A 15,995-nucleotide genomic window follows, 5' to 3' on the forward strand; every position below is an offset into this window, starting at 1 on the left:
CCGCGCCGGCCGGCGTGTCCGCCGCCGCGCCCGAACTGGCCGGCATCAGCCACTGGCTCAACGGCCCGCCGCAGACGCTGGCGAGCCTGCGCGGCAAGGTGGTGCTGGTGGATTTCTGGACTTACACCTGCATCAACTGCATCCACACGCTGCCGCACGTGGAGGCGTTGTACGAGAAATACCGGTCGCAGGGGCTGGAGGTGATCGGCGTGCATACGCCCGAATACCCGTTCGAGCGCAGCACGAAGAACGTCGGCGAGGCGGTCGGCCGCTTCGGGCTGACCTACCCGATCGCGCAGGACAACGATTACGCCACCTGGCGCGCCTACGGCAACCAGTACTGGCCGGCGTTCTATCTGATCGACCGCTCGGGAAAGATCGTCTATCGCCATTTCGGCGAGGGCGACTACGACCAGACCGAGGCCGAAGTCGCGAAGCTGCTGGCGGAACCGGCTCCGGCGGCTCAGGTGGCTCGACCGGCCGAAACGGCCACGGCGGGCGGGATCGCGAGCTGAAATGCAACACGGGCGGCCGGCCGAATCGGCCAGCCGCCCGTGGCGGATCGCTTGCCCGAACGTTCAATCGTCCGAACGTTCGGGATTGCCGTGCCTCAGAAGCCGAGATCCGGGCCGCCCGGCGCACCGCCGTGGCCGGCCGGCGCGGCCGCCGGCTTCGGCGTTTCGTAGACGGTGGCGTCGGTCGTCAGCAGCAGGCCCGCCACCGACGCCGCGTTCTGCAGCGCCGTGCGCGTCACCTTGGTCGGATCGAGCACGCCCGATTCGACCAGATCGCCGTATTCGCCGGTCGCCGCGTTGTAGCCGAAGTTGCCCGTGCCCTCGGCCACCTTCGCCACCACCACGCTGGCTTCCTCGCCGGCATTGGCCACGATCTGCCGCAGCGGTTCCTCCAGCGCGCGCAGCACGATCTTCACGCCGGCGTCCTGGTCCGCATTGATGCCGCGCACCTCGCGGATCGCCTGCCGCACGCGGATCAGCGCCACGCCGCCGCCCGGCACGATGCCTTCCTCGACGGCCGCGCGCGTCGCGTGCAGCGCGTCGTCCACGCGATCCTTCTTCTCCTTGACCTCGATCTCGGTCGCGCCGCCCACCTTGATCACGGCCACGCCGCCGGCCAGCTTGGCCACGCGTTCCTGGAGCTTTTCGCGGTCGTAATCGGACGTCGCGTCCTCGATCTGGATGCGGATCTGCTTGACGCGCGCCTCGATCGACGCCTTGTCGCCCGCGCCGTCGATCACCGTGGTGTTTTCCTTGCCCACCTCGATGCGCTTGGCCTGGCCCAGTTCCGCCAGCGTCGCCTTCTCGAGCGTCAGGCCGGTTTCCTCGGCGATCACCTGGCCGCCCGTCAGGATCGCGATGTCCTCCAGCAGCGCCTTGCGGCGGTCGCCGAAGCCCGGCGCCTTGACGGCCACCGTCTTCAGGATGCCGCGAATGTTGTTGACCACCAGCGTGGCCAGCGCCTCGCCTTCCACATCCTCGGCGATGATCAGCAGCGGGCGGCCCGCCTTCGCGACCTGTTCGAGCACCGGCAGCAGATCGCGGATGTTCGACACCTTCTTGTCGTGCAGCAGGATGTACGGGTTGTCGAGGATCGCGACCTGGCGATCCGGGTTGTTGACGAAGTACGGCGACAGGTAACCGCGATCGAATTGCAGCCCTTCCACCACGTCGAGTTCGTCCGCCAGCGATTTGCCGTCCTCGACGGTGATCACGCCTTCCTTGCCCACGCGGTCGATCGCTTCGGCGATGCGCTGGCCGATCGATTCCTCGCCGTTCGCCGAGATCGTCGCGACCTGCGCGATTTCGCGGCTCGTGGTGGTCGGCTTGCTGATCTTCTTCAGTTCCTCGACGGCGGCCAGCACGGCCTTGTCGATGCCGCGCTTCAGGTCCAGCGGGTTCAGGCCCGCCGCCACGTACTTCTGGCCTTCGCGAACGATCGCCTGCGCCAGCACGGTGGCCGTGGTGGTGCCGTCGCCGGCCGAATCGCTCGTCTTCGAGGCGACTTCCTTGACCAGTTGCGCGCCGATGTTCTGCAACTTGTCGGCCAGCTCGATTTCCTTGGCGACCGACACGCCGTCCTTCGTCACGATCGGCGCGCCGAAGCTGCGCTCCAGCACCACGTTGCGGCCCTTCGGCCCGAGCGTGACCTTGACGGCGTCCGCCAGCACGTTCACGCCTTCGATCAGCTTCGCGCGGTTGACGTCGCCGAATACGATATCTTTTGCAGCCATGTTGTGTTCTCTCAGGTTCAGACGTTGACGACCGCGACGATGTCTTCCTCGCGCAGCACCAGCAGTTCGGTGTTGTTGACCTTGACCGTTTGCCCGGCGTACTTGCCGAACAGCACGCGATCGCCCGTCTTGAGATCCGGTTCGATGCGGCGGCCTTCGGCGTCGCGCCGGCCCGGGCCCACGGCGATCACCTCGCCCTGATCCGGCTTCTCGGCGGCGCTGTCGGGCAGCACGATGCCCGACGCCGTTTTGGTTTCCTGGTCGAGCCGTTTGACGATCACGCGATCATGCAGCGGACGAAGACTCATCGGTGCGTTCCTCTCGGTTGAATGCGGTGGATTTGGCACTCGACATGAGCGAGTGCTGATGAGGCCCAGTATAAAAACGGGCCGCCCACCGATCCAATAACGGATACGCGGATGGATATGAACGCGCGGAAGTATCGTTATCGCGCGTGGCGATAAGCGGAGCGCGCGATGCTGCGGCGTTCAGGCCGCGCCGAGCTGCGCCAGCACCACGTCGAGCAGCACGCGCGCGCCGTCGATCAGTTGCGCGTCGTCGGTGTGTTCGCGCGGGTTGTGGCTGATGCCGCCGCGGCTCGGCACGAAGATCATCGCCGCCGGCGCGATGCGGGCGATCATCTGCGCGTCGTGGCCCGCGCCCGACGTCATGCGCCGATGCGTGAGGCCGCGCTGCGCCGCGGCGGCCTCGATCGCATCGGCCAGCGCCGCATCGAACACCACCGGCTCGAAACGGGCGAGCCGCTCCACCTCGATTTCCACGCCTTCCTGGCGCGCCGTCGCGGCCAGGAAATCGGCGAGACGCTGCTCCGCGCGTTGCAGACGCGCCTCATCGGGATCGCGCAGATCGATCGTGAATTCGGCGCGGCGCGGGATCACGTTGATCACGTTCGGCTCGACGCGCAGCATGCCGACCGTGGCCAGCGTCGTGTCCGATTCGGCCGTCAGCTCGCGCAGGAACACCGAGACCGCCGCCGCGACCCAGCCCGCGTCGTGACGCAGATGCATCGGCGTCGTGCCCGCGTGGTTCGCGTGGCCGCGCACCGTCACGCGCTGCCACGAGATGCCCTGCAGGTTTTCCACCACGCCGATTTGCAGGCCCTCCGCTTCCAGAATCGGGCCTTGTTCGATATGCAGTTCGAGATAGGCCTGCGGCACGATCGCGCCCGGTTCGAGGTCGCCCGCGAAACCGATGCGCGCCAGTTCGTCGCCGAGGCGCGTGCCGTCGGTGCCGATCGTGTCGAGCGCGGTTTGCAGCGGCAGGCCGCCTGCGTGCACCAGCGAGCCCATCATGTCGGGCTGGTAGCGCACGCCCTCTTCGTTCGTGAACGCGGCCACGGTGATTGGGCGCGATGGGGTGTGGTTCGCTTCACGTAGCGCGCGTACCACCGCCAGGCCGCCCAGGACGCCGTAGCAGCCGTCCAGCGCGCCGGCATTGTTCACGGTGTCGATGTGGGAGCCGATCATCAGCGGCTTGGTCGCGTTGGGGGCTCGCGAAGCCGGGTCCGCCGCAAGCGTGCCGAACAGGTTGCCGATCCGGTCGATCTGGATCGTCAGGCCGAGTTCGCGCATCCATGCAGCAACTTGCTCGCGGCCGGCTCTTTCGGCGTCAGTCAGGGCGATGCGGGTGCGGCCACCGGCGGAGGGATCTGCGCCGATTTCGCCGAGTGCTTGGAGTTGGGCCAACAGCTTGGGGCCGTTGAGGGTCGGGTTGGGGGTCGGCATCGCTCATCTCCGTGAAAACGCGGCGCCCGCGGGTGGGGTGGCGGGCGGGGTTGAGCAGGGATGGTAGGCGATGGCGGCGGAGAGATTCGCGCGAAAAGGTGGGGGGTTTTGGTAATTTATTGCGTTGTGGTGGCTTGACCGCGGGCACAAATGGCATATCCTCGCAACACATTACTTGTTGAAGGATCAATTTGTGCTGCCTTCGATCCCGCTATGCCTGGGGGTAAAGAAGATTCGTGACGGAGGATCGTTGATTGCATCGTTTCAAGGATCCAACGGGCAAGTGTATTGGTTGATGCTTCCTATCGATCGATCCGGCGCTGAAGTGTTCGGGTATTTCCCGCCCCTGGTGGTTGAGAGGCCATTTGGATGCGACATTGAAATATCATGGCAACATGCAAGAATTTTGTTTGAGCAGATCATCAAATTCCTACCCGATGGATACGAAAACTCACCGAAAGAGATAGACCGCGCTTCGGGAATCGAAACAATGAGACGCGTGCTTCGCAACGAGGGAACGGAGTAAGCGGAAGCGAATTATCTCACGCCCGCAACACCAACCAGACAAAAAATAAACGTCACGATGACTTCCAAAGTCTGCCCAATTAAAATCAAAGACAATCTGGTCGAATTGATAAAGACCGCATTCGAGAACAGGACAAAACCCATCTCGGTGATTGCGCCCGACACGCCAAACACCCACGACGTTTACGAAGCATTGCACTTTCAGGGGATGTCATGGGATGCCCCATCTGCACAAGAGTGGCATGACTTCTCCGATGCATTGTCTCGATTTTCCACCGAAGCATTTTGTTATTACCTCGCCGGCATATTGTGCCTGACGATCAAGGAAGGGGAGATTGACCTGGAGGTAGTGAATCACATCATCGAATCGCTCGACAGGTCTCCCACCCCAGAGTATTGGGATGGATATTTTTTATCGCGCTGGCCTGCATTGAGTCGAATGGAGTGCGATGCCGTCGCAGAATGGATTATTTGGCTTTCCCAAGAACCCGATAATCCATTCTCGGATGATTCGCTCATGCGCGCCTATGAAAGCATGGCGCTTGTGAAACAGTCGCTTGGCTGAAATTTGGGAACGTCAATTGGGCTGCGATATGCAACCCAAAGCCCCCCTCACCCCGTAAACCCCGCCACCGCATGCGGCACATACGGCGCCTCGAGCATCGCAATCTCCGCCTCCGTCAACTTCAATTCCAGCGCGGCAAGCGCATCCGTCAAATGATGCGGCTTCGAGATCCCGACGATCGGCGCCGTCACCTCCGCCTTCTGCGCCACCCAGGCCAGCGCCACCTGCGCCCGCGGCACATCGCGCGCCGCGGCCACCGCGGCCACGGCCTCGATCACGGCCTTGTCGGCCTCGGCGGTGGCCGCATACAGGCGCGTGCTGACGTTGTCCGACTCGTTGCGCGCCGAGCTTTCGTCCCAATTGCGCGTGAGTCGCCCCCGCGCCAGCGGGCTCCACGGAATCACGGCCACGCGCTGATCCGCGCAGAGCGGCATCATCTCGCGCTCTTCCTCGCGGTACAGCAAATTCAAATGGTTCTGCATGCTGACGAATTCGGTCCAGCCGTTCTGACGCGAGAGGTACAGCGCCTTCGCGAACTGCCACGCCGCCATCGACGACGCGCCGATATAGCGCGCCTTGCCCGCCTTCACCACGTCGTGCAGCGCTTCGAGCGTCTCCTCGATCGGCGTGCCCGGATCCCAGCGGTGGATCTGGTACAGGTCGACGTAATCGGTGCCGAGCCGCTTCAGGCTGTGATCGATCTCGGAGAGGATCGCCTTGCGCGACAGCCCCGCGCCGTTCGGCCCCGGGCGCATGCGGTTGTAGACCTTGGTGGCGATCACCACGTCGTCGCGCTTGGCGTAGTCGCGCAGCGCGCGGCCGACGATCTCCTCCGAGGTGCCGTCGGAGTACATGTTGGCGGTGTCGAAGAAGTTGATGCCGGCCTCGATCGCCTGGCGAATGATCGGGCGGCTGTCGTCCTCGGACAGCGTCCACGCGTGGGTGCCGCGCGTGGCGTCGCCGAAGGTCATGCAGCCGAGCACCAGCTTCGACACTTCCAGGCCGGTCCGGCCGAATTTCACGTATTCCATGCTGACCTCGTTGATCGGGTTCGGATGCGCCGCATCATGCCCGATTCCACGAACGACTGCGTCGGCGTGACGCACCAAGCCGCGCGCCTCGGCGACAAAGCACACCCGCGCATTGCTTTCTGAAAGCTTGCAAGCTGTCTACAATACCGGCCCATGATTCGACTTCGCCGCCTGCTCGCGCAGCGCCTGACGAATCCAGCCGTGGCCGCGTTGCTGCTGCTGATCGTCGCGTTCCGCCTGTTGCTTCCGCCCGGCCTGATGCTCGCCACGAGCACGGGCGCGGATGCGGCCGGGTTCGCGATCTGCGGCGGTCACGGCGCGCTGTTCGCCGATGCTGCCACGCAGGGTGGCGTCAGCGTACAGGCCGCGGCCGATCTGGCGGCGGCGCTGGCTGGCTCCGAGCCGTCATCGGCCCATCCGCATGGCGGCGATCTCTGCCCGTTCAGCGCGGCGCTGGCCATCGGCCTGGCCGCCACGCTGCCGCCGCCGGCTTACTGGCTGCGCATCGCCGGCGGCAACCGTCCACCCCGGCCCGACCACGCCATTCTCCAGGGCAGCAGCCCCGCCCGCGGCCCGCTCGGCGCCCGCGCGCCACCTTCCTCGCGGCTTGCCTGAGCCCATCGTCCGGCCCCCGAACGCCTCGTAGCATCGCGCGCGCTTGATCGCGTCGCGACGGGGCGTGTCGTCCGACGCTTTCATCGCTTCCGCCTCGCTCGTCCTGCACGAACCGGCGGCGCTCGCCTGCGCCCACGGTTCGTACACGACCCGGCGCGGGCGATCTCATCCGGTTTTTCCGACGCTCCCTCCCTCATCCAAGGACTTCAAACCATGACCGACATCCATCGCCGCAATGCCCTGCTGATGACCCTGCTCTCGCCGCTGGCCGTGCATTCCGCAATCGCGCAAACGCCTGCCGGCGACCGGGCCGACGCAGCCGCGAACGCGGCACCCGACGCAACGCCGGGCGCCGCGCCGAACCTGCGCACCCTGCACGCCGAAGGCCACGAAGAAATCGCCATGCTGATGTACCCGGGCATGACCGTGATCGATCTGATCGGGCCGCACTGCATGTTCGGTTCGCTGATGGGCGCGAAGATCCATCTCGTCGCGAAAACGCTCGACCCGGTGACCAGCGACGCCGGCGTGACCGTCGTGCCCACCGCCACGTTCGACACCTGCCCGCGCGATCTCACGGTACTGTTCACGCCCGGCGGCACCGACGGCACGCTGGCTGCCGCGCAGGATCCCGACATACTCGCCTTCATGCGCGATCGCGGCGCCCGCGCAAAATACGTGACCAGCGTCTGCTCCGGCTCGCTGATTCTCGGTGCCGCGGGCTTGCTGACGGGCTACCAGGCCACCTCGCACTGGTCGGTGCGCCATGTGCTGGCCGAATACGGCGCGATCCCGACCGAGGCGCGCGTGGTGCACGACCGCAATCGCGTCACGGGCGCAGGCGTCACGTCGGGCCTCGATTTCGGCCTGACGATGGTGGCGGAACTGCGCGGCCGGACGTACGCGGAGTGTTCGCAACTCGTCAGCGAATACGATCCCGAGCCGCCGTTCAATGCAGGTTCGCTGAAAACCGCGCCGCCGGACGTGGCGACATCGATGCAGCGGATGCTCGCCGGCTTCACCCGCCAGGCCGAAGCGCTCGCGGCCAAGCAGACGGGCCGCAAGCCCGCCGCGTGACGGCTCGCGGCGCCGGGTCCGGGCGATGCGACATGCCGAACCCGGCGCCGCGCGAGCGTCGCCCTCCCCGGGAAACTCCCGAGGCCCGCGCCCTCGCAGGCGAGGCGCCCAGGCCTCGCCTCCGTGTTACGCTCGCAGCGCCCGTGCGCGGGCCGTCCGCCGCATCGCCGCGCCATCACGCCAACGCAGCCCCCCATCGAGTCGCCCATCCATGATCGCCACCCTCCTGATCGGCCTGGTTGCCCTGATCCACCTCTATATCGTGGTGCTGGAAATGTTCCTGTGGACCACGCCGAAAGGCCGTCGCGTGTTCGGGCTGACGGCCGACTTCGCGCAGCAGACGCGCGTGCTGGCGGCCAATCAGGGCCTCTACAACGGCTTTCTGGCGGCGGGCCTGATCTACGGCCTCGTCTCGGCCGCCGACGGCTATGCGTTCAAGCTGTTCTTCCTGATCTGCGTGATCGTGGCCGGCGTGTTCGGCGCGGCCACGGCAAGCCGCCGCATCCTGTTCGTGCAGGCGCTGCCCGCCGCGTTCGCGCTGATCGCGCTGCTGATCGGCGCTTGAGCCGAGCCGCGCTGAACCGGGCGCGCGCCTCAGCGCTGCGTCACGTCGCGCAGCGCCTGCTCGGCCGTCTCGAAGCGGAACGCGAAGCCGCGCGCCTGCAAGCGCGCCGGCACGACGCGCTGCCCGTCGAGCAGCAACTGCGCCATCTCGCCGGCCGCCGCCCGCAGCGGCGCGGCCGGCACATGGCACCACACGGGCCGCCCCAGCACCTTCCCCGCCGTGCGCGCGAACTCGGCCTGCGTGAGCGCGCCGGGCGCCACCGCGTTGTACACGCCCGCCATGTCCGGCTCAGCGATCGCCTCGGCCACGATCCGCAGCACGTCGTCGCGGTGAATCCAGCTCATGACCTGCGCGCCGCCGCCAAGCCGCCCGCCGCAGCCGAAGTAATGCGGCATCAGCATCGGCGGCAACGCGCCGCCCGGCCCGAACACCACGCCGAGCCGCAGCACCACGGTGCGCACCGGCTGGCCGGCCAGCGGCGCGATCGATGCCTCCCAGCGGCGGCACAGCTCGGACATGAAGCCGCCGCCCGGCGCGCTCGTCTCGTCGAGCCGCTCGGCCGCATCGCGCACGCCGTAGTAACCGATCGCCGACGCCTGAATCCACACGGCGGGCCGATGCGCGGCGGCGTCGAACCAGCGCAGCAGCGCCTCGGTCACGCCCACCCGGCTGGCCAGCAATTGCGCCTGCCGCTTCGCACTCCAGCGCGGCCCGAGGATCGGCGCGCCGGCCAGGTTGATCACCACGTCGAACGGCTCGTCGCGATGCAGTTGCGCGAGCGAGGTCACGCAGCGCGCGCGGCCCCGAGTTTGATAGGCGGCCTTCAGCGGCTGCCGCGCCAGCAGCGTGACGGCGTGCCCGGCGTCGAGCAGTTGCCCGGCCAGCGCCTCGCCGATGAAGCCGGTGCCGCCCGTCACCAGCACGCGCCGGTACGGCTGGCCGGCGAACGGATTGACGGCCGGCGCGCGCCGCCCGATGCGCCGGGCCGCCAGCGCGTCGCGGATGCCGGACAGGCCCACGCCCACGGCAAACACGCTCAACACCCAGCCGCGCCAGCCGAGGCCGGCGGATGCGAGCGCGGTCGGCGCGGCCGACCACGCCCACAGCTGCATCGCGTAGAGCCCGAACAACGCGCCGCCGTTGATCGCGAGCACGGTGTGCGTGATCCGCTCGGTGGCGGGCAGCTTGCGGCTCAGGTCCTCGATCACGAAATCCCACAAGGTCAGCGCGATCTCGACGAGCACGAGCGCGGCGATCGCCAGCGTCCACGCGCCGAGAAAACGCAGGTTCGCCACCGCGCCGAACAGCAGCGCATAGAGCAGCGCGCGCACGGCATGGATCCGCAATTCGCGGCGTGCCTGCGGGCGGTGCGCGAGGTCTTCGGTCAATTCGTGGTGATAGAGCGTGTCGAACGCGCCGAGGCAGCCCTGCACGATCAGCAGCGCGATGGCCCAGTCGAAGGCGGGCAAGGCGTTCATGCGCGATCCTCCCACCAGAGCCAGACGAGCGGCGGCGCGATCGTCAGCAGCGCGACGAGATCGGCCGCAATGTGCGTCATCACGCCCGCCTGCCACGACAGCCACGCGTCCTGCGGCGCCCAGATCAGCAGCCCGGCCAGCAGCCAGGCCCAGATCGCACGCTGCCGCAGGCGGTTGCCGAGATGAACGAGCGCCAGCATCCACACGCCCGCGCATTGCAGCGTCGCGCCGAACAGCGCCACCCACCAGATCTGCTGCGTGCGCGCAGGCGTCGGCACCGGCGCGCCGCCCCAGAACCCGTGCTCGATGCCGCTCAGGTAGCCGTCCATCAGCGATGAACCGGCCAGCCATGGCAGCACCGCCCCCACCAGCACGTGCGCGAGCGCCGCCGCGTAGAGCCACAGCACGACCCAGCGGCGCGCGTCGTTGCGCGGAGCCAGGGCGCCGGGCGCTGCCGGCGCGGTCGCCGAGGCAGCCGCCGCTTCGCCCTTCATGAACGGATTGCCGATCGAGCACACGCCGCTCTCGCACTCGCCCGCGGCCTGCCCACCGAGCCGGCGCGACAGCCGGTAGCGGTTGCGCGCCAGCAGCCGGTACGCGCCGGCCAGCATCGGCCGCAGCCCCGGCACGCGCATCGGCCAGACGGCCCAGCCGCGCCCGGTCAGCGTGTACGCGGCCACCAGGCTGTCGATGCCGACCAGCACGCGCCCTTCCGCGGTGCGGCTGTGCATCTCGCGATTGAGCGCGGCCAGATCCACGCCGAGCGGCGCGGGATCGAAGCCGGGCGCGGCGATGTCGACGAACGCCAGCCGGCGCCGGCTGTCCCGGCGTTCCAGGCGCTGCACTTCCTTGACGCACAGCGCACACCTTCCATCGAAATACAGCTCCAGCGCGGCGGGATTCATGGCGGCTTCCTTGTTGTGGCGACGGATAAAAACGTTCTTCAATTTCTGTAATGACAGAAATTTACGAATAAACGGAAGCCACTGTCAAGCGCCACATCGCGCCGCGCGAAAAACAAAATGAACCGAAAGGCATCGGAAAGAAAGACAACGCAGGAGCGGGCATTCGCTGCCCCGCTCCCGCTGTTGCGCCACGTGGCGTGGCGTCAGTTCAGATGCGCCTGCAACCGCTCGACGATCTCGTCGAACCCCGGCCGCCGCTCCACGCCCACGCTCAGGCAATCGGCCGCGAGCGCGGTCAGCGTGGCGGTGGCCGACGAACTGCCGGCCTCGCTGCGCGCGAGCAGCTCCTCCAGCAGGCAACCGAACGCGCGCACCTCGATGCGTTGCAGCAGCGCACCGTCCACCGCGCCGTCGCCGTACAGCGAGGCCGCGCCGAAATCGCCGAGCAGCGCGTGGCCCGCGCCGTCGTGCAGGATGTTGTGCGCGTACAGATCGCCGTGCACGATGCCGCGCCGGTGCAGATGCGCGGCGGCCGACGCGATGCCGTGCGCGATCCGCAACGCGGCGCTCAGGTTGAAGCGCACGTCCTCGGCGTACACGTCGCGCGTGCACGAGTCGAAGCTCGGCGGCGCGGCGAGGTTCTCGAAGTCGTGTTCGATCAGCGGCATCACCAGCCCCTGTTCGTTCATCGGATGGCCGGTGAGCCGGCCGAGCGCGCCGATCAGGTTCGGATGCGTGCCGGCATGCAGGCACGCGGCCATTTCGCGATCGGGCAAGCCGTCGCTGGTCACCGCGCCCTTGTAGAGCTTCACGGCCACCGGCTGCTGCGGATGATGATCGGCGGAGAGCCGGTTCGCGCGATAGATCACGCCCGACGCGCCCTCGCCCAGCTTCTGCCCGAGCGCGAGCGTGGACCAGGCGATGTCGCCCACCGCGCGGTCGGCGGCGGCGGTGGCCTCGATCGCGGCGGCGAACGGGTTGCCCGCGTAGGCGAGCCAGGCCAGCCGCGGCATGCGCAGCAGCCAGTCGGGCAGCCGCTCGAATTGGTTCGCCGCGAGCCGCACGAGCTCGAGCCGCGTGCAGGCGGCCATCTCGCTCGGCAAGGCGCGCAGCCGGTTGCCGGCCAGCATCAGCTTCTGCAGATCGGGGCAGCCGCCCAGCTCGGGCGGCAGCGCCTCGATCGCGTTGTCGGTGAGGATCAGCCAGCGCAGTTGCGGCGGCAGCGCGCTGCCCGGCACGCTGCGGATCCGGTTGGCCTTGAAGCCGATCATGCTCAGTTGCGCGCACTGCCCGAGCACGGGCGGCAATTCGGTGAACGGATTGTTCGACGCGAAAAGCACGCGCAGCTTCGCGAGGCGCGGCAGGTCGTCGGGCAGGCTCGTCAGCGCGTTGCCCGACAGGTCGAGCACTTCGAGCGTGTCGGCCAGATCGAAGAGCTCGCGCGGGAATTCGGTGAGGCCGCCGGACAGCTTCAGGTGCTGTGCCCCCGCAAGCTTGCCGGCTTTCAGTTGATCGACGGTGGTGGTCACGGTCGGTGGCGGCGTGGGCCGCGAGAGTGGGGAACGTCCCGATTCTAGCGGGATCGGCGGCGGCCCAACAACGGGATGGAACCCGGTGCCGGCCGGGGGTTTCGTGCAGCGAGCGACGCGACGCGCCCCGCCGCCATGACGTTCCGGCCCGAAAATGGCCGCCTCCGCGGGCACGCCGTTTGCGCCGCTTTCGCATCGCAGGCCGGACGCAGCACGGCGCGGCGGCAAGCTTGCAGCATTGCACGCCGCCGCGTCCGGCCCGGCGTGCTAGCGTGGTCGATCACCCGAACACGCAGGTCATCCACCGACACCGAGAGAGGGCTTCCCGACATGACATCCGATTCGTCCGCCGCATCCTCCGCCACGCCCAAGACCGTTCCCGCCCCGCGCGATCCGCATCTGCGCGAGATGGCGAACGGCATCCGGTTCCTGTCGATGGACGCCGTGCAGAAAGCGAACAGCGGCCACCCCGGCGCGCCGATGGGCATGGCCGACATCGCCACGGTGCTGTTCCGCGATTTCCTCAAGTTCGATGCGGCCGATCCGCACTGGTTCGACCGCGACCGCTTCGTGCTGTCGAACGGCCATGGCTCGATGCTGCTGTACAGCCTGCTCTACCTGACGGGCTACGCGGACATGACGATCGACCAGATCGAACGGTTCCGCCAGGTCGGCAGCAAGACGGCCGGCCACCCCGAATACCGCCACGCGAACGGCATCGAGCTGACCACCGGGCCGCTCGGGCAAGGCATCGCCGAATCGGTCGGCATGGCGCTGGCCGAACGGATTCTCAACGCGAAGTTCGGCGACGCGCTCGTCGATCACCACACCTACGTGTTCCTCGGCGACGGCTGCCTGATGGAAGGCATCAGCCAGGAAGCGATCTCGCTGGCCGGGCACCTGAAGCTCGACCGCCTGATCGCGTTCTGGGACAACAATTCGATCTCGATCGACGGCCCCACGCGCCTCGCCGTGTCCGACAACGAAATCGAGCGGTTCCGCGCTTCGGGCTGGCGCGTGATCGAGATCGACGGCCACGACACCGATGCGATCCGCGACGCGATCACGGCCGCGCGCCAGGGCAACGGCCAGCCGACGCTGATCGCCTGCCGCACCATCATCGGCTTCGGCTTTCCGACGCGCGCCGGCACGCAGAAGGCGCACAGCGACGCGCCCGGCCCCGACGAGATCGCCGGCGCGCGCAAGCTGCTCGGCTGGCAGTCGCCGCCGTTCGAGATTCCTGCGCCGTTGCTCAAGGAATGGCGCGAGATCGGCGCGAAGGGCCGCGAGGCGCGGCAGGCGTGGGCCGCGCGCGTCGAGGCAACGCCGGCCCCGCTGCGGCAGGATTTCGAGCGGCGCAACCGCGGCGAGCTGCCGGACGGCTGGCGGCAGGCGATCGCCGACGCGCGCGCCGCGTTCGTGAAGGACGGTGGCGAAGCGGCCACCCGCAAGGCCAGCGGCGCGGTGCTCGACCGCCTGTTCGACGCGATCCCCGAGTTGCTCGGCGGCTCGGCCGACCTCACGCCGTCGAACAACACCAAGGCCAAGCATCAGACCGAAATCGCGCCGGGCAACTACGCCGGCTCGTACGTGCATTACGGCGTGCGCGAGCACGGCATGGCCGCCGCGATGAACGGCATCGCGCTGCACGGCGGCCTGATTCCGTACGGCGGCACGTTCCTCTGCTTCTCCGACTACTGCCGCCCGGCGATCCGGCTGGCCGCGATGATGCAGATCCGCACCACGTTCGTCATGACGCACGATTCGATCGGGCTGGGCGAGGACGGCCCGACTCACCAGCCGGTCGAGCATCTCGCATCGCTGCGCGCGATTCCGCAACTGGGCGTGTACCGGCCGGCCGACGCGGTCGAAACCGCCGAATGCTGGGAGCTGATCCTCGATCAGCCGCGCCGCGCGGCCCTGCTCGCGCTGTCGCGCCAGCCGCTGCCGCTGCTGCGCACCGAAGCCGGCCACGAAAACCGCTCGGCGCGCGGCGCCTACGTGCTGCGCGCGGCCGAGGGTGGCCCCCGCCGCGTCACGTTGATGTCGACCGGGTCGGAGGTGCATCTGGCCGTCAAGGCGCGCGAGATCCTGCAGGCCGAAGGCGTGCCGACGGCCGTGGTGTCGATGCCGTGCCGCCTGCTGTTCGAGGAGCAGGACGCCGGCTACCGCCGCAGCGTGCTCGACGACACGCCGGCGCGCGTGGCCGTGGAAGCGGCCGTCGAACTGGGCTGGGAACGGTATCTCGGCGCGGAGGGCCGCTTCGTCGGCATGCACGGCTTCGGCGAATCGGGCCCGTACGAGGACGTTTATCGCAAGTTCGGCATCACCGTCGAGGCGGTGGTCGACGCAGCCAAGGCGATTCTCGAACGCACCGGCACCTGAGGCCGCGCCGGCAATCGGCCACGCACGCGCCGCTCAGACGGCCGCCGCCGGCGTCTCGGCCGCCTTGGGCGCGGCGGCCGGGCGGCGGCGCGCCAGCGCGGCCATCGCCACGCGGTCGAGCGCCGTGCACAGCACGAGATAGAGAAACGCCACGAACAGGAACACCGGAATCGGATAGATCATGAGCCGGTTGTTGACCTGCGTCGCCACGAACGACAACTCGTTGACGCCGACGATATAGGCCAGCGAGGTGTCCTTGACCAGCGACACCCACTGGTTCACGAACGACGGCGCCATGATCCGCACCGCCTGCGGCAGCACCACCTCGCGCAGCGTCTGCCAGCGCGTCAGGCCGAGCGACAGCCCCGCCTGCCATTGCGCCGCGCCCACCGCCACGATGCCCGCGTGCACCGAATGGGCCAGATACGCGCCGCCGATCAGCGACAGCGCGCACACCACGGCCACCAGGCCCGGCACATCCACGTGGAACAGGATCGGCAGCAGGAAGTAGGTCCAGAAAATCAGCATCAGCACCGGAATCGCGCGGAAAAAGCCGATCGTCACGAGCAGCACGGCGCGCGCCGGCCGCCCGGCCATCGCCAGCGCGATCCCCGCCGCGAAGCCGATCAGCCCCGAGGCGAGCGCCGACGCGAGCGCCAGCACCAGCGTGAGCGCCGCGCCGCCGAGCGGGCCGTCGGGGAACGCGCCGATCATCAGATAGCGCAGGTTTCCGATGAACATCTCCCACGGCATCATCGCGGCGCTCCCGGGCTGGCGTCGCGCAAATGGCGGATCGCATGCAGCGCCGCCTCCAGCAGCGCGATCGCGCCGATATACAGCAGCGTGGCCACGCCGAACGCGGCGAAGGTCTTGAACGTTTCCGTCTCGACCTGGCGCGATGCGTACGACAGCTCGGCCAGCCCGATCGCCATCGTCAGCGAGGAATTCTTCACGAGGTTCATGTATTGCCCGAACAGCGGCGGCAGCGCGATACGCACCGCCTGCGGCAGCACGATATGGCGGAAGCCCTGCCACGGCGTGAGCCCGAGCGCGGCGGCGGCCTGCCACTGGCCCTCGCGCACGCCCGCGATGCCGGCCGAGAATTCGCCGGCGATGAACGCCGAGCTGTAGCAGGTCAGGCCGAACCAGCCGGCCAGGAATTCGAACGACGGCCAGTGCAGCACGCCGAGCGCGTGCGGCGCGTTGAGCCACGCCACCGCCGCGTCGGGCAGCAGCGTGGCCGCGCCGAAATACCAGAAGAACAGTTGCACGAGCAGCGGCGTGTTGCGAAAGCCGCCGATGTAGAGGCCCGCGGCGCGGCGCACCG

16 protein-coding genes are annotated in these 15,995 nt (G+C 68.2%); 7 read left to right on the forward strand and 9 right to left on the reverse strand.

What is annotated here, in order from left to right:
* The first annotated feature begins 14 nt into the window (after positions 1 to 14).
* Positions 15 to 515, forward strand: a complete 501-nt coding sequence (locus G3N92_RS20320) for a thioredoxin family protein (RefSeq protein WP_339385786.1) — start codon at positions 15 to 17, stop codon at positions 513 to 515.
* 95 nt (positions 516 to 610) lie between these two features.
* Here G3N92_RS20320 and groL read toward each other — a convergent pair whose 3' ends face one another.
* The 3 genes from groL to G3N92_RS20335 all read right to left on the reverse strand — a co-directional run bounded on the left by groL (position 611) and on the right by G3N92_RS20335 (position 3,993).
* Complete coding sequence (groL, locus tag G3N92_RS20325) at positions 611 to 2,248, reverse strand: chaperonin GroEL (RefSeq protein WP_206129374.1); 1,638 nt, start codon at positions 2,246 to 2,248, stop codon at positions 611 to 613.
* A 17-nt stretch (positions 2,249 to 2,265) separates the two neighbouring features.
* Positions 2,266 to 2,556, reverse strand: coding sequence for a co-chaperone GroES (locus G3N92_RS20330; RefSeq protein ID WP_206129375.1), 291 nt, complete (start codon positions 2,554 to 2,556; stop codon positions 2,266 to 2,268).
* A 180-nt stretch (positions 2,557 to 2,736) separates the two neighbouring features.
* Positions 2,737 to 3,993, reverse strand: a complete 1,257-nt coding sequence (locus G3N92_RS20335) for a Zn-dependent hydrolase (RefSeq protein ID WP_206129376.1) — start codon at positions 3,991 to 3,993, stop codon at positions 2,737 to 2,739.
* A 193-nt stretch (positions 3,994 to 4,186) separates the two neighbouring features.
* Between G3N92_RS20335 and G3N92_RS20340 the strand changes: the two genes are divergently transcribed.
* Together G3N92_RS20340 and G3N92_RS20345 are read left to right on the forward strand one after the other, a co-directional pair.
* Entirely contained in the window at positions 4,187 to 4,519 is a 333-nt protein-coding gene (locus G3N92_RS20340; RefSeq protein WP_206129377.1) for a hypothetical protein, read from the forward strand.
* A 57-nt stretch (positions 4,520 to 4,576) separates the two neighbouring features.
* Entirely contained in the window at positions 4,577 to 5,083 is a 507-nt protein-coding gene (locus G3N92_RS20345) for a hypothetical protein (RefSeq protein WP_206129378.1), read from the forward strand.
* Positions 5,084 to 5,130: 47 nt separating this feature from the next.
* Here the strand turns inward: G3N92_RS20345 and G3N92_RS20350 are convergent, their stop codons facing one another.
* Positions 5,131 to 6,114 carry an aldo/keto reductase gene (locus G3N92_RS20350; RefSeq protein WP_206129379.1) on the reverse strand — a complete coding sequence of 328 codons (984 nt, stop codon included), beginning with the start codon at positions 6,112 to 6,114 and terminating at the stop codon, positions 5,131 to 5,133.
* 153 nt (positions 6,115 to 6,267) lie between these two features.
* On the opposite strand from G3N92_RS20350, the gene G3N92_RS20355 reads away from it, so the two are divergent.
* The 3 genes from G3N92_RS20355 (at position 6,268) to G3N92_RS20365 (ending at position 8,371) form a co-directional block, all read left to right on the forward strand.
* Positions 6,268 to 6,729, forward strand: a complete 462-nt coding sequence (locus G3N92_RS20355) for a DUF2946 family protein (protein ID WP_206129380.1) — start codon at positions 6,268 to 6,270, stop codon at positions 6,727 to 6,729.
* 213 nt (positions 6,730 to 6,942) lie between these two features.
* Positions 6,943 to 7,806, forward strand: a complete 864-nt coding sequence (locus tag G3N92_RS20360; RefSeq protein WP_206129381.1) for a DJ-1/PfpI family protein — start codon at positions 6,943 to 6,945, stop codon at positions 7,804 to 7,806.
* A 211-nt stretch (positions 7,807 to 8,017) separates the two neighbouring features.
* Complete coding sequence (locus G3N92_RS20365; RefSeq protein WP_206129382.1) at positions 8,018 to 8,371, forward strand: DUF1304 domain-containing protein; 354 nt, start codon at positions 8,018 to 8,020, stop codon at positions 8,369 to 8,371.
* 29 nt (positions 8,372 to 8,400) lie between these two features.
* Here G3N92_RS20365 and G3N92_RS20370 read toward each other — a convergent pair whose 3' ends face one another.
* The 3 genes from G3N92_RS20370 to G3N92_RS20380 all read right to left on the reverse strand — a co-directional run bounded on the left by G3N92_RS20370 (position 8,401) and on the right by G3N92_RS20380 (position 12,283).
* Complete coding sequence (locus tag G3N92_RS20370; RefSeq protein WP_206129383.1) at positions 8,401 to 9,849, reverse strand: TIGR01777 family oxidoreductase; 1,449 nt, start codon at positions 9,847 to 9,849, stop codon at positions 8,401 to 8,403.
* Complete coding sequence (locus tag G3N92_RS20375) at positions 9,846 to 10,754, reverse strand: DUF393 domain-containing protein (protein WP_206129384.1); 909 nt, start codon at positions 10,752 to 10,754, stop codon at positions 9,846 to 9,848. The genes G3N92_RS20370 and G3N92_RS20375 overlap by 4 nt, the downstream gene beginning before the upstream one ends.
* 203 nt (positions 10,755 to 10,957) lie before the next feature.
* Positions 10,958 to 12,283, reverse strand: a complete 1,326-nt coding sequence (locus G3N92_RS20380; RefSeq protein WP_206129385.1) for a leucine-rich repeat-containing protein kinase family protein — start codon at positions 12,281 to 12,283, stop codon at positions 10,958 to 10,960.
* Between the two features lie 330 nt (positions 12,284 to 12,613).
* On the opposite strand from G3N92_RS20380, the gene tkt reads away from it, so the two are divergent.
* Positions 12,614 to 14,668, forward strand: coding sequence for a transketolase (gene tkt, locus G3N92_RS20385; protein ID WP_206129386.1), 2,055 nt, complete (start codon positions 12,614 to 12,616; stop codon positions 14,666 to 14,668).
* Positions 14,669 to 14,701: 33 nt separating this feature from the next.
* On the opposite strand, the gene G3N92_RS20390 is transcribed toward tkt, so the two are convergent.
* Entirely contained in the window at positions 14,702 to 15,421 is a 720-nt protein-coding gene (locus tag G3N92_RS20390; protein ID WP_206129388.1) for an amino acid ABC transporter permease, read from the reverse strand.
* On the reverse strand, positions 15,421 to 15,995 hold a 575-nt coding region (locus G3N92_RS20395), incomplete at its 5' end, for an amino acid ABC transporter permease (RefSeq protein ID WP_206129387.1). The genes G3N92_RS20395 and G3N92_RS20390, both read right to left, overlap by 1 nt.

Origin of the sequence: Burkholderia sp. Ac-20379, from assembly GCF_017104645.1 — a bacterium.
GTDB lineage: Bacteria > Pseudomonadota > Gammaproteobacteria > Burkholderiales > Burkholderiaceae > Burkholderia.

What these genes read in the sequence shown, in the direction of transcription:
- groL (WP_206129374.1), bottom strand. Translation starts at nt 2,248, where the DNA reads ATGGCTGCAAAAGATATCGTATTCGGCGACGTCAACCGCGCGAAGCTG.
- G3N92_RS20330 (WP_206129375.1), bottom strand. Translation starts at nt 2,556, where the DNA reads ATGAGTCTTCGTCCGCTGCATGATCGCGTGATCGTCAAACGGCTCGAC.
- G3N92_RS20335 (WP_206129376.1), bottom strand. Translation starts at nt 3,993, where the DNA reads ATGCCGACCCCCAACCCGACCCTCAACGGCCCCAAGCTGTTGGCCCAA.
- G3N92_RS20345 (WP_206129378.1), top strand. Translation starts at nt 4,577, where the DNA reads ATGACTTCCAAAGTCTGCCCAATTAAAATCAAAGACAATCTGGTCGAA.
- G3N92_RS20350 (WP_206129379.1), bottom strand. Translation starts at nt 6,114, where the DNA reads ATGGAATACGTGAAATTCGGCCGGACCGGCCTGGAAGTGTCGAAGCTG.
- G3N92_RS20355 (WP_206129380.1), top strand. Translation starts at nt 6,268, where the DNA reads ATGATTCGACTTCGCCGCCTGCTCGCGCAGCGCCTGACGAATCCAGCC.
- G3N92_RS20360 (WP_206129381.1), top strand. Translation starts at nt 6,943, where the DNA reads ATGACCGACATCCATCGCCGCAATGCCCTGCTGATGACCCTGCTCTCG.
- G3N92_RS20365 (WP_206129382.1), top strand. Translation starts at nt 8,018, where the DNA reads ATGATCGCCACCCTCCTGATCGGCCTGGTTGCCCTGATCCACCTCTAT.
- G3N92_RS20370 (WP_206129383.1), bottom strand. Translation starts at nt 9,849, where the DNA reads ATGAACGCCTTGCCCGCCTTCGACTGGGCCATCGCGCTGCTGATCGTG.
- G3N92_RS20375 (WP_206129384.1), bottom strand. Translation starts at nt 10,754, where the DNA reads ATGAATCCCGCCGCGCTGGAGCTGTATTTCGATGGAAGGTGTGCGCTG.
- tkt (WP_206129386.1), top strand. Translation starts at nt 12,614, where the DNA reads ATGACATCCGATTCGTCCGCCGCATCCTCCGCCACGCCCAAGACCGTT.
- G3N92_RS20390 (WP_206129388.1), bottom strand. Translation starts at nt 15,421, where the DNA reads ATGCCGTGGGAGATGTTCATCGGAAACCTGCGCTATCTGATGATCGGC.